Annotated in this window: 10 protein-coding genes; 1 reads left to right on the top strand and 9 read right to left on the bottom strand. The window is 61.6% G+C overall.

The window, feature by feature from the left end; translation table 11 throughout:
* Positions 1–61: 61 nt before the first annotated feature.
* From LOY54_RS16810 to LOY54_RS16775, 8 genes are all read right to left on the bottom strand, one after another.
* Positions 62–2479 carry a glucose/quinate/shikimate family membrane-bound PQQ-dependent dehydrogenase gene (locus LOY54_RS16810; protein WP_258607269.1) on the bottom strand — a complete coding sequence of 806 codons (2418 nt, stop codon included), beginning with the start codon at positions 2477–2479 and terminating at the stop codon, positions 62–64.
* A 149-nt stretch (positions 2480–2628) separates the two neighbouring features.
* Positions 2629–4305, bottom strand: coding sequence for an MFS transporter (locus LOY54_RS16805; RefSeq protein WP_093381417.1), 1677 nt, complete (start codon positions 4303–4305; stop codon positions 2629–2631).
* Positions 4306–4498: 193 nt separating this feature from the next.
* Positions 4499–4771, bottom strand: coding sequence for a barstar family protein (locus LOY54_RS16800; protein WP_309475670.1), 273 nt, complete (start codon positions 4769–4771; stop codon positions 4499–4501).
* Positions 4772–4782: 11 nt separating this feature from the next.
* Positions 4783–5196, bottom strand: a complete 414-nt coding sequence (locus LOY54_RS16795) for a hypothetical protein (RefSeq protein WP_258607264.1) — start codon at positions 5194–5196, stop codon at positions 4783–4785.
* A gap of 129 nt (positions 5197–5325) precedes the next feature.
* On the bottom strand, positions 5326–5937 hold the full coding sequence (locus tag LOY54_RS16790; RefSeq protein WP_258607262.1) for a histidine phosphatase family protein: 612 nt from the start codon (positions 5935–5937) through the stop codon (positions 5326–5328).
* 96 nt (positions 5938–6033) lie between these two features.
* A complete protein-coding gene (locus LOY54_RS16785; protein ID WP_258607260.1) occupies positions 6034–6483 on the bottom strand; it encodes a hypothetical protein in 450 nt (149 codons plus the stop codon).
* A 40-nt stretch (positions 6484–6523) separates the two neighbouring features.
* Complete coding sequence (locus LOY54_RS16780; RefSeq protein ID WP_258607258.1) at positions 6524–7426, bottom strand: hypothetical protein; 903 nt, start codon at positions 7424–7426, stop codon at positions 6524–6526.
* A gap of 84 nt (positions 7427–7510) precedes the next feature.
* A complete protein-coding gene (locus LOY54_RS16775; protein WP_258607256.1) occupies positions 7511–9028 on the bottom strand; it encodes a DUF2235 domain-containing protein in 1518 nt (505 codons plus the stop codon).
* A gap of 361 nt (positions 9029–9389) precedes the next feature.
* Here LOY54_RS16775 and LOY54_RS16770 point away from each other — a divergent pair, with 361 nt between their 5' ends.
* Positions 9390–11306, top strand: a complete 1917-nt coding sequence (locus LOY54_RS16770; RefSeq protein ID WP_258607254.1) for a tyrosine-protein phosphatase — start codon at positions 9390–9392, stop codon at positions 11304–11306.
* Here LOY54_RS16770 and LOY54_RS16765 read toward each other — a convergent pair.
* Positions 11294–12289, bottom strand: coding sequence for a helix-turn-helix domain-containing protein (locus LOY54_RS16765; protein WP_408980518.1), 996 nt, complete (start codon positions 12287–12289; stop codon positions 11294–11296). The genes LOY54_RS16770 and LOY54_RS16765 overlap by 13 nt on opposite strands.
* Between the last annotated feature and the right edge of the window lie 374 nt (positions 12290–12663).

Here is a 12663-nt window from a genome sequence, read left to right as displayed (position 1 = left end):
TCAAGCCCGCTCCCACAGCTTCTGTGGGAGCCGGCTTGACCCGCGATGGGGGCGATGCGATTTACGGCAGCGCGTAGGCCATTACATAGTCGCCACGGTCCGTCGACTGACGCGCACCACCGGCGGTGATGACCACATACTGCTTGCCGGTTTTCGGCGACACATAGGTCATCGGGCCGCCCTGGCTGCCGACCGGCAGGCGGGCTTTCCACACTTCTTCACCGTTGGCGCTGTTGAAGGCGCGCAGGTAGAAGTCCTGGGTGCCGGCGATGAACACCAGGCCGCCCTGGGTCGACAGGGTGCCGCCAAGGGTCGGCAGGCCAACCTTGATCGGCAGGTGCATGCGGATGCCCAGTGGGCCGGTGTCTTCGACGGTGCCGACCGGCACTTGCCAGGCAACCTTGCGGGTCTTCATGTCGATGGCAGTGAGGGTGCCGAAGGGCGGCGCCTGGCACGGAATGCCGGCCACCGACAGGAAGCGGTTCTTGTTCACCGCATACGGCGTGCCCTTGAGCGGGACCGCGCCCATGCCGGTGTTCAGCGCTTCACCACCGGACGCGGCCTGGCCCTTGTTCTGCGACGGGATCATCTGAATCCACAGGCCCAGGCGCATGTCGTTGACGAAGATAAAACCATGCACCGGGTCGGTGGAGATGCTGCCCCAGTTCATGCCGCCCAGCGAGCCCGGGAAGCTCAGCGACAGGTCGGTGCCCGGTGCGGTGTACAGGCCGTCGTAGCGCATCTTCTTGAAGTCGATGCGGCACAGCAGCTGGTCATATGGGGTGGCGCCCCACATGTCCGACTCGGTCAGTTGCTGGGCGCCGATCTGCGGCATGCCCACCGATTTAGGCTGGGTCGGCGAGTACGGCTCGCCGGGGATGTTGCCCGGTTTGACCGGGGTCTCGACTACTTCGGTCAGCGGCTTGCCGCTGGCGCGGTCGAGCACGTAGATCTGCCCGGCCTTGGTGCCGATGACCAGCGCCGGCACCGACTGACCGTCGGCCTTGGTGAAGTCGATCAGGCTTGGCTGCATCGGCAGGTCAAAGTCCCAGAGGTCGTTGTGCACGGTCTGGTACACCCACTTCTCTTCGCCGCTGGTCGCGTCCAGGGCCAGCACCGAAGCGCCGTACTTGTGGTTCAGCTCGGTACGCTCGACGCCATAGATGTCGGTGGACGAGCTGCCCATCGGCAGGAACAGGGTGTTCATCGCCGGGTCATAGGACATCGGTGCCCAGCTGTTGGGGGTGCTGCGCACGTAGGTGTTGTCGCCAGTCGGCGCATTGCGATCTTGCGGGTTGCCCGGGTCGAAGGCCCAGCGCATCTGCCCGCTGATCACGTCAAAGCCGCGGATCACGCCGCCTGGCATGTCGGTCTGGACGTTGTCGGCAACCCGGCCGCCGACCACCACCGTGGTGCCGGCCATCAGCGGCGCCGAAGACAATTGGTAGAACGCGTCCGGGACATTGCCCAGGCCGGCCTTGAGGTCGACCTGGCCATTGTTGCCAAAGCCCTGGCAGAACTCACCGGTGTCGGCGTCGACCGCGATCAGGCGGGCGTCAATGGTGTTGGTCAGCAGGCGGCGCTGGCAGTTGGCACCGGCCGGCACGCTGGCGGCGATGATCGGGGTGCTGTTGGGCTGGGTCGGTTGGGCGATCGGCGCGCTGGCATCGAAATAGGCCATGCCGCGGCAACGCTGCCAGACTGCCGACTTGGCGTTGATCGGGTTCTTCCACAGCTCTTTGCCGGTGTCGGCATCGAGGGCGATCAGGTTGTTGTGCGGGGTGCAGATGAACACCTTGTTGCCAACCTGCAGCGGCGTCAGCTGGTCTTCGGCACCGTTGCCATCGCTGATGGCGACGTCACCGGTGTGGTAGGTCCAGGCCACTTTCAGCTTGTCGACGTTGCTGCGGTTGATCTGGTCCAGGGCGGCGAAGCGGCTGCCGCCTTCGCTGTTGCCGTAGTGGGCCCAGTCTTTTTGCGCGTTGGCCGGGTCGACCGCGGTCAGGCCCGGGCCGTCACCGGTGGGGGCAACGCTTGGGTGGGCGACGAACATATTGCCGGCCGCCACCGCCAGGGCGATTGCCAGCACTGCGGCCAGGCCATAGGCACCACGGCCTGGCGTGGCGCCGGCGGCACGCTTGAGCAGCGGGTACACCAGCGTCACCGCCAGGCCCATCGCGGCGAACATGAACAAGCGCGAGAACAGCGGCCAGAACACCAGGCCGACATCGGCCACGGCCCAGATCGCGGTGCCGAGCACAAAGGCGGCAAACAGCCAGGCCCCGGCCAGCTTGCGGCGGGCGATCAGCAGCCCGGAAAGCGCCATCAGCAGGCCGCCGAGCAGGAAGTACCAGGAACCACCGAGGCTGACCAGCTTCACGCCACCGGCGGCGAGCGCAAGGCCGAGCAGGGCGATGATCACGCCCAGGCCAACCAGGATGAATGTTGAGGCGCCGTTGGCGCGCGGTGAGTGCGTCATATCGAAAAGAACTCGAAGGGGGGAGTGGCCGAATGTTATACCCTTAGCAAGCTAATTAACAAGTTAGTACATAATTCGGCAAGGGCTGCATTGGCGCTGAAATCAGGGCAAATGCCCTCTCCCGCTGGGGGAGAGGGCGGGTATCAGACTTAAGTATCAGTGATGTCGCGGTCCTTGGTTTCCGGCAGGAAGAAGGTGCCGAGAATCGCCGTCATCACCGCGATGACGATCGGGTACCAAAGCCCGTAGTAGATGTCGCCGGTGGCGGCGACCATGGCAAAGGCCACGGTTGGCAGGAAGCCGCCGAACCAGCCGTTGCCGATGTGGTAGGGCAGTGACATCGAGGTGTAGCGGATGCGCGTGGGGAACAGCTCCACCAGCCAGGCGGCGATCGGCCCGTAGACCATGGTCACGTAGATCACCAGGATGGTCAGCAGCAGCAACACCATCGGGTAGTTGGTCTTGGCCGGGTCGGCTTTTTCCGGGTAGCCGGCATCTTTCAGGGCCGTGCCCAGGGTGGCGATGAAGGCGTCGTTCTGCGCCTTGAAATCGGCGGCCGGCATGCCGGTGCCTTCAAAGCTTTGCAGCACCTTGTCGCCGATATGGATCTGCGCGACGCTGCCCGGCTCTGCCTTGACGTTGGCGTAGGGGATGGCTTTTTTCGCCAGCACGCTCTTGGCCAGGTCGCAGGAGCTGGTGAATTTGGCCTTGCCCACCGGGTCGAACTGGAACGAGCACTGGTTGGGGTCGGCCACCACCGTCACCGGGTTCTTCTCCTGGGCGATGAACACGTCGGGGTTACCGTATTCGGTCAGCGCCTTGAAGATCGGGAAGTAGGTCAGCGCGGCGATGATGCAGCCGGCCATGATGATGCCCTTGCGGCCGATGCGGTCCGAGAGGCTGCCGAACAGGATGAAGAACGGCGTACCGATCAGCAGTGAGCCGGCAATCAGCAGGTTGGCGGTCTGCGGGTCGATCTTGAGCATCTGCAACAGGAAGAACAGCGCGTAGAACTGCCCGGTGTACCACACCACCGCCTGGCCGGCGGTGCCGCCGAGCAGGGCCATGATGACGATCTTGAGGTTGTCCCAGCGGGCGAACGACTCGGTCAGCGGCGCCTTCGAGGCCTTGCCCTCGGCCTTCATCTTCTGGAACACCGGCGACTCGCTCAGTTGCAGGCGGATGTACACCGAGACGATCAGCAGCAGGATCGACAGCAAAAACGGGATCCGCCAGCCCCAGGCCTCGAACGCCTCGGTGCCGAGAATGGTTCGGCAGGCGAGGATCACCAGCAGCGACAGAAACAGCCCCAGGGTGGCGGTGGTCTGAATCCACGAGGTGAAGTAACCGCGCTTGCCCTTGGGCGCATGCTCGGCGACGTAGGTCGCGGCACCGCCGTACTCACCGCCCAGGGCCAGGCCCTGGAGCAGGCGCAGGGTGATCAGGATGACCGGCGCGGCCACGCCGATGGTGGCGTAGTCGGGCAGCAAACCAACCACGGCGGTGGAGATACCCATGATCACGATGGTGATCAAAAAGGTGTACTTGCGCCCGATCATGTCCCCCAGCCGGCCGAACACAATCGCGCCGAACGGCCGTACGGCAAAGCCTGCGGCGAAGGCGAGGAGGGCGAAGATGAACGACGTGGTCTCGTTGACCCCGGCGAAGAAGTGCTTGGCGATGATCGCGGCGAGCGAGCCGTAGAGGTAGAAGTCATACCACTCGAACACCGTGCCCAGGGAGGAGGCGAAAATCACCTTGCGCTCTTCCTTGGTGATCCCGCGTTTGGGCGCGCTGCCCGTGGTTGTATTGTCGATTGCCGCCATGAGTCTTCTCCGTCTTGTGCTTGTAGGCCGGAGTTCCCACTGTCCTTGCCGCACCCAGGCCTTAGGGTGATGTCATCGGATTGCGCAAATCATGAACACAGACTGACGGCCTCGCATTGCTGCAAGGTTTCTTGAAGCATAATCAGGTTTGTCTGGATATCCACTCGCCAGCATCAGCGAGTGTGGGGATCACTCACTCGAACAGCACTTCAGAGGCCATTTGCGGATATTCGGCCTGCAGCGTAGCCAGGCACTTCTGCATCAGTTCGGCGTCTCTGGGCAAGCGCCTGGCAAAAGCCTCCCAGCCACTGAGCTGCAACTGTCGAGGCATCTGCACAAGTCCGGTAATCGCATCCCAGAAGGCATCCCAGTTACAGCCATACCATTCGGGAAAGCCGAGGGAGTCCCTTAACAGGTGATGCAATTGCCTGGCGCTGGTCACCTGGCCCAGATCAATCCTTACCACCTGCACGCGGCTCAATTGAAATGCCCCAGGTAGGTGAGCGTGGCGGTGCTTTGTGGCTGGCGCGAATGGGAGTGATCTGCTGAGCGGCGGTCGCCGTAAATGGCGTTGTCGCCGACGATGATGAAGTGGCTGAAAGCGTCCAGAGACCGGGAACACAATTGCGCTTTCTGCGCCTCGTCGGCCATCAGGCTGTGCACATATTCCAGCGACTCATCCAGCTCGACGAAGTCCGAATCCATGAACCACTCAAGCTCCTGGGCAAGCTGCCAGGACGGATTGCGATCTTCCCAGGCGGCGAATTCGGCAGCACTCGCGCTGGCGGGCGGCTCGGGTTGCCATTGCTCGAAAGCGAACTGGCGGGCGTGCGTTTCGCTTTCGAAGGTGGCGGCGAAGAGGTGGAAGGGGTAGTAGTCTGGATTGTCCATAATCTGCCTTGCGGGCTGGCCGGAAAGGGGCTGCAGGTTACCAGTGATCGATGTTCAGGATTACGACCGCTGCGCGCTCGATCGCTGGCAAGCCAGCTCCTAAAGCCAACGAAAATGTCTGGCCAACAACTAAACCTGCATATTCAACTTTGTCAGGGTGACGTTCTTGAACAGATCATCCTCTATCAACTCCGACACACCGCCTGCAGACATTTTGAACGAGATAAACGCCATGCTCTCGACCGGCACGCGTTGTAACGCGCTAATCAGGAAACTGGCGGCAAAGCCGTGGGTTACGATAATTGCGCATTCAACCTCAGCATCCAGCGTTGCGACAAAGTCGTAAATTCGACGTGCGAATTGCCGTCGGGTTTCAGCCCCGTCGCAGATGGCATGGTCCAGGCGCTCGCCGGGTTTCTCGGCGCAAGGTTTCATGATGCTGTCATGCAGCGCCTGGTCCATGCCCTCATGACTGCCGAACGACATCTCGCGCAACCGTGCGTCGAGGCTCGGCTCAAGCCCCAGGGCATCGGCAACTATTGTTGCGGTCTCTTTACAACGCAGCAGGTCAGAAGAGTAAATTGCCGGGCTTTTTGAAAACCCCTGAGTGGAAAAAAACCTGGCCAGAGCCTGGGCCTGTTCAATGCCTTTAGGTGTTAGCCTGGAATCAAACCAGCCGCCGACACGGTTATCGATGTGATGTTGTGCCTGTCCATGCGTAACAATGTAGTACCGCTTCATAGGTGGTTCACTTTTCATCCATTAAGTTGTGGTCAGAATGACCGCACGATTTTGCCCCAAACGCTGCTTCGCAGCGAGAAAACTACGGCCGGACGTCTATGGCGTGAAATAGCACGCCTGCATTTGCTGACAGCGCAGTGGTCCGGGTAGATGGCTCCAGTCTCCCGGCGACGGAAAAGTAAACGCACAGATCTGTTGCAGGGCTGCCGGGGTGAAAAACCCCTGGTTCCTGCCCAGCCTCACCGACCAGCAGTCCGCAGCCTGTTCGTTGCCACCATAGATCTGGTGGGCACATTCATGGCCGTAGATGAACAATTGAACATAGGGCGGTAGCGAAAAGTAGTCTGGGCGAAACAGCAATGCCCCAGGTTGGGCCATGGCGATGTCCGGAATATGCGCAACGTAGGAGATCGCCCCCATGCAACTGACGGGCGTGCCGGCGATGACGGGGTTGGGGCCGAGGATCTGAATGACCTGGGCGGGAGCAAGGGGAGTAAAGCCGACTGCAAGTAGCAGCAGACCGCAGGTGAACGTCGGCGCGCGCATAGAAGCCTCCTGAGCAGGGCGAAATCTTTTGACAACGTAATCACTGGGGCACTTGGAATACAGCCAACGAAGCCAGCTCGGCAGGTTCCGGGCATCGTTCACTACTTGCCGCAACCTGAGCAATCTGTGCTCTGAGCGTGGTAACCAAAGCCCCTCTGGCCATCCCGGTGACCTGCGAAGACTGCACCAGGTCGACAAAGTCCTGGGCGCGTTGGCCCGCCAGGTTGCAATCGCCCATGGACAATTCGGCAATGATCCAGTCCGAGACAATAAAAGCGCGTGTCCCGTTTATGCCGTATGCGCGCTCGTCCTGCAGCACCTTCAAGGCATCGCCATAGGCCGTGCGTCCTTCGTCGATTTTGCCGGTAAAAAACTTCAGCCTGCCTTTGAATCGATAGGCTTCAGACATCATTGAAGGGGCCGCAGTCTTGATGTTGACCGCCCGGTTGACCAGGATGTTGGCGCTCTTCCAGTCATAGATGTTCATTGCCTCGGAGATCAGTACTACCAATTGAGGAATCCCCACTTCATCACCCAAGCGTGGCAGCAGCGCCGTGGCATACTGAATATTGGCCAGCACTTGTGGAGCGATCATCGAGTTCATTGCTGCGATCATCGACGGGTTGTTTGATTCGAACTGTATTTTGACCATGCCTTGGCGAAGGCTCGACACCGCATTGACTGCGCTGTTGAACTCCTCCATGTCTCTAAGTCGTTGCTCTGTTGGTTTGTTCCAGAACACGTCGAGCAATGAGATGACGCTCAGTACGATGCCGACCGCCAGGGCAAAAAAACTCATGTTCTTTTGCATTCTTTCTATCACTGAGTCTTTTTTCGGCTTTTCCAGGTTTTCCAGCCGGGCATCGAAAGCATTTAGCGCGGCAGCTACCAGCGGATCGAGGTCTTCAAGATTGTTGTCATTCTTGCTTTCATCACTGGCCATGTTGCTCTCCTGGCGAGATGTGGACCTATCAACGTGTACCGATGTCGAACCTTGCTGGGCGGGTGGATTACCCCTGCCACCTCGTCAGGTTATCCAGAGCGCCACATGCCCCCGGTTATTGCCATAACAGTTCCAGGCATCATTGGCGTAGGCGTAGAAATATCCATCGCGCTTGGGCGTATAGCTGCAGCCATCGCCTATCAGGAAGGTCTCGGGTTTGATCAGGTAACCCTTGGCATCGACACCGTCACCATTGGCGATCGCGCCCACCAGGCAAAACCATGGGAACTGCTCGTGCCGTTTGGTAAAGCGGAAGCTGGCATCAGAATTGTTGAACAGCTTGCCGTACCAGCTTTCCACTTGGCCCAAGGCACTTGCCAGCAGGTGGGCGACTTCTCCCGGCTGGAAGTGACCGTCCGAAGCGCCCCCCGGGCCGCAACTGATCGAGCTGTCGAGCCATTCTCCGGACGCCTTGAAGGTGTAGGACTTCCCAGCCTCCAGCCAGACACCGGTCTCATTCCATGGCAGGCGAGCCGAGATATCCACGACCAGTGGCGGGGAGGGGGCGAGTAAACGCGATTGCCGATAGGGCGACTGGGTAATGGGCGGGTCGCTGTGACGCTGCCGGGCACTTTTGTGCAAGTTGGCCTGGGTGTCGGCGAGGTTGGCGATGCTTCGCGGCTGGGTGGGGAGCAGGTTGAACACGCCGTCGCAGGAGTCGTGCATCATGTCGTGGTAATCGGGCTTGATCTGCTTGATTGCAGTATTGAACTGCAAGCCGCAGTGCGCGGCTTCCTCGATCATCCACTGCAAGGCGCCGTCGGCCAGACCACATTCACGGTACCCGCCGCCGACATCAGAATGCACCCCCGGGAACCACAACTGCTGAACATCGCGTCCGGCGGGCACATTGGTCCACAGCGTGGGTTGGAAAGACGACCGGCGTTCATCCATGGCCAGCGCATGGCGCGCGGTTTTCACCGCTTTGCTCAGTGAGGTGTCGTGGAAGGTGTAGCGGTTGCGGTCGTCAAGCAAGTTAAGCAGGGCCATGTCGTCAGGAATGCCCAGGGCACCGACGGTATCCCAGACACCAATGAACCGCACCGGTATGCTCGCGCCCGGGGCGTTATGGAACATCCAGCCCTCGGCGTCCCAATCATCACGGGTTTCGAGTTTGCGTCGGTAGCCGCGCTTGAGCAATCGCTCGATCCGGCGCCATACCTCGGCCGGTTCAAGGTCTGCGATTTTCAGCAAGCCGCAACTGCTCATGAATCCGCACAGACTGCGTACGGTGTAAGCACCGCGGCTGAAACCGAACAGATAGATGTTGGCGCCCGGGGTGTAGCAGTAACACAGCTTCTGGTAGGCACTCATGATATTGGCATCCAGCCCGGCCCCGGTTCCTCCGCCAATGGCTTTGTCCCACCATTTGCCTGAAGTGCCCACGCCAGGATGGTAGTACTTTTCTTGCGACACACTCTTGGCATCGGTTGGCGCCACGGCATTGTGCAACCGGACCACATTGGTCGGAGCCGGTACGCCTTTATCGAGTTGGTCGGGAGTGTTCCAGGTGCCGTCGCAGCAAATCACGATGTTGGCCATGGCGATTTCCTTGCCCGGTGGCACGGACAAGCCTGGCAGCCACAACCTTTGGCGCGTGGGGAGGCCGGGGTGCGATCGCTGGCATAGTCAGGGTCACCTCAAAGTAGTGTGAGGGGGCGCTGACCACGAATATCCAGCGATAAATTGAGTCAAGATCAGTTCATCTGCAGCGTCAAGGCAAACCACCCCGGCCACTTGTGAGCCTTTTCAGCAAAGCTCTGTACTCAACCGGCTGCGGACAAAAAACGCACCTTGCGGACCAATCGCGCGGCCATTCGCCGAATCGAGGGTTTTGCAATATTCAGTCGCAGGTCAGCCCGCAATAGTAGCCAGCCCAACGTGACTTCCATGAGGCTGCATCGTGTATCAACGACTGTTGTGTTCGCTGTCCGTTTTGAGCCTGTCCATCGCCGCCCAAGCCGCAGAAAGTGTGCCGCTGGATACCCCGCGCCTGGCGCGTATCGACAACTTTCGCGATATCGCCGGCACCACCCATGCCTATTCCACTGCCCACGACGGTTTGATGCGCAGCGGCGTGTTCTACCGCTCCAACGCGCTGACGCCGTCGGCCGCAGACCTGGCCACGCTCAACGGCCTGGGCATCAAGGCGATTTACGACCTGCGCACCCCGGATGAGATCGCCGCCACCCCCGACACCCTGATCGAGGGCGCGCGCTATCGCAATATCGACATCATCGGCAACAACACCTCCGGCGCCGACATCACCCGCGTCAGCTTCACCAGTGCCGCCGATGCCATTGCCATGATGCAAGAGACCAATCGCGCCTTCGTCAACGATGCCGGCATGCGTGGCCAGTTCACCACGCTGTTCAATGAGCTGGCGGCGGGCGATGGTGCGGCGCTGTTCCACTGCACCGCCGGCAAGGACCGCACCGGTTGGACCGCTGCGGTGTTGCTGAGTATTGCCGGGGTCGACAGCGCGACGATCATGGACAACTACCTGGCCACCAACGACTACACCGCCGCACGCGTGGCGGCCACCCTGGCGCATATGCCGCCGGCTATGGCGGCGATCTATGCGCCGCTGCTGGCAGTGGACGCCAGCTACCTGCAAGCCGGCCTCGACCAGGTCACTGCGCAGTACGGCAGCATGGACAACTACCTCAAAGAGGGCCTGGGCTTGTCTCAGGAGACCCTCTACGTACTGCGGGCCAAGATGGTGTCCTACAACAGCCTGCCCGGCCAGCTGGGCCTGCTCGGCAACGCCGCGGCCGGCGCGCAGCTGTTGCAGCAGTTGCAGGACAGCAGCCTGTCGGGCACCTACAGCGCCTACAATTATTACCTGCAGTCGGCCATCGATGCCGGTGACCTGGCTGGCGTCGAATCGACCGTCGGTGGCCAGGTGCATGCCGACGCCGCCAGCTACCTGTTGCGCCAGGGCGCGCTGATCGACCGCGCCGCCGCGCCTTACAGCCGCGGCACTGAGCTTAAGGTTGGCCAGTACCGGTTGTGGAGTACTGCCCTGGCCAGCTACCTGGGCAGCGACGGTTCAAGCCATGCCGCCAGCAGCAACGAGCACAGCCAGGGCCTGATGATCGGCCTGACCCAGCGCTTTTCCGAGCAGCTCAGCGGCCACGCCGGCTTTGGCTACAGCCGTGGCAATGTCGGCGGCGCGGGCGGTGAGGCGGACACCGACCTGACCTTGTTCAAGGCCGGCGCGCGCTACGCTCCGGCGGGGCTTGAGCGTGGCCTGTTCGTCGATGCCGGCCTCAGTGCCGGCTGGCTCGATTACGCCAGCAAGCGCGAGCTTGGCGGTGGGCTGGGCGCGGCCAAGGGCGACAGCCATGGCACCCTCAGCGGCGCCAGCCTGGCCCTGGGCTACCGCGCACCGGTGAACGCCATCACGCTTGAGCCAAGCCTGGGCCTGCGCATCAGTCACCTGGACCTCTCGGGCTTCAACGAAAAAGGCAGCGAACTGGCCCTTGAGGTCGAGGGCATCCAGCAAACCCGGCGCAGCGCATTCGCCAATCTCGATGTTGCACTCGGCGCCATCGATCTGGGTGGCTGGCAACTGGTGCCGGGAGTGCAGCTGGGCTACGAGCATGTGCTGGGCGATCACCAGGTCGACAGCCAGGGTCACCTGCTGGGCCTGGACGTCGAACAGCGCGCCGCCTTCGACAACCGCGACCAGTTCACTGCCGGGGTCAACCTGATGGCCAGCCTGGGGGCGCTGAGCTTCGCTGCCGAAGTCGGCGCCAGCAGCGGCGGTGACAGCCACGGCGCCAGTGGCAGCCTCAAGGCCAGCTACTTGTTCTGACGGCCAGCCGGGCCAGCCCTGCGCCGCTGGCCCGCGCCGTTGCGCACGTCGGCAGGGCTGACGCCGAAGGCACTGTGAAAGTACTGACAGAACCTGCCGACATTGCTGAAGCCAAACGCCAGCGCCACCTCAGTGACCGACGCCGCGCCGCGTTGGCGCAGTGCATGGTGCGCGTGTTCCAGGCGCAGTTGGCGCTGGTAGGCGACGATCGACAAGCCCATGAAACGCCGAAAACCGTCCTGTAAGGCACGCAGGCTGACGTTGCACATTCGCGCAAGCTCGGTGCCGCTGACCTGGCTGTGCGGATGGGCCTGAAGGTACTCGATGGCCAGCTTCACATGTCGCGGCGCGATCAATGGCGCCGGGCGCTGCAGGGCCTGGCTGAAGTTGTGCGGCCAGACTTCTAGCAGTGCATCGACGAGCATTTCCTGCAAGCGCGCCGGCATCAGCGCCCCGGTGTGCAGCAGCAGGTCGAACTGGCTGCCGGTGGCCAGCTCCACCAGGGCCCTGATGCCCTGCAGGTGAGCCAGCGGCACTACTGGCTCAAAATACAACCTGCCGAGAATCGGCTTGCCCAGCAGCGTTGCCAGGCGTTCGGTAAACAGCGCCCGGCGGATCGAGATGCCGCACTGGTCGTGATCGTCCATCAAGCGCATCGCGCGCACATCGGCCTTGTCGATCGCCAGGCCCATGTGCCGAAAGCCCGCCGCGTCACGATCGGGATTAAGGATCAGGGTGCCGGAGGAGGGGATGACGAAGGTAATTTCATCCTGGGACTCGGGAAAACGGAAGGTGAAGTCACCGCGGTAATGCATGCGCCGAAAACTCACGCCGTCATGGCGGCCATAGACGCCACCGATGCTGATGTTACCGGGCAGCGGTGGGGTATCGGCGTACAGGTTGCCGAACAGGCTGCTGAACACTGCGCCGAAGTCGTCGCTGTGCATGCTGTCTGAGCGCAGGATGATCTGTTTGCGGGTCATGCTTGAGTACACCTTCGGGGTCACCTGGCGTGCGAGAGGTTTCGGGGCAGCAAAACATCAAGAGGCTAGCAGCTGGACGTGACAGCGGCGTGACCCATATGGGGGATAACAGGGTGCTTTACCCAGGCTGGCCAACCATTTGTCGGACATAATGCACTTTTGCCACCACCCTCTGGCCAGCCCGTATTTCCCTGCTTAACTGATCTGGGCTGCCAGGCAGGCAGCTATGCGCCCAGGGAGGGTTTCATACCCGTTGCACCTCGGTAAACCGTGCCCAACCGGGCATGGCCGTACCGGACCGCAGCGTCTTCGCCGCAGGCAATCTGCGCGTGACGCAGCGCGGAGGTTGCGACGCCGTTCGCCTGCATCCAACT

It is taken from the genome of Pseudomonas sp. B21-032 (assembly GCF_024748965.1).
Taxonomy (GTDB): Bacteria; Pseudomonadota; Gammaproteobacteria; order Pseudomonadales; family Pseudomonadaceae; genus Aquipseudomonas.
The sequence above is the reverse complement of the archived record's forward strand: the minus strand, read 5'-3'. Positions and strand labels throughout refer to the sequence as shown.

Excerpts from the sequence above, each read along its gene's own strand:
- LOY54_RS16810 (WP_258607269.1), bottom strand. The coding sequence starts at position 2,479 with ATGACGCACTCACCGCGCGCCAACGGCGCCTCAACATTCATCCTGGTT.
- LOY54_RS16805 (WP_093381417.1), bottom strand. The coding sequence starts at position 4,305 with ATGGCGGCAATCGACAATACAACCACGGGCAGCGCGCCCAAACGCGGG.
- LOY54_RS16795 (WP_258607264.1), bottom strand. The coding sequence starts at position 5,196 with ATGGACAATCCAGACTACTACCCCTTCCACCTCTTCGCCGCCACCTTC.
- LOY54_RS16790 (WP_258607262.1), bottom strand. The coding sequence starts at position 5,937 with ATGAAGCGGTACTACATTGTTACGCATGGACAGGCACAACATCACATC.
- LOY54_RS16785 (WP_258607260.1), bottom strand. The coding sequence starts at position 6,483 with ATGCGCGCGCCGACGTTCACCTGCGGTCTGCTGCTACTTGCAGTCGGC.
- LOY54_RS16780 (WP_258607258.1), bottom strand. The coding sequence starts at position 7,426 with ATGGCCAGTGATGAAAGCAAGAATGACAACAATCTTGAAGACCTCGAT.
- LOY54_RS16775 (WP_258607256.1), bottom strand. The coding sequence starts at position 9,028 with ATGGCCAACATCGTGATTTGCTGCGACGGCACCTGGAACACTCCCGAC.
- LOY54_RS16765 (WP_408980518.1), bottom strand. The coding sequence starts at position 12,289 with ATGACCCGCAAACAGATCATCCTGCGCTCAGACAGCATGCACAGCGAC.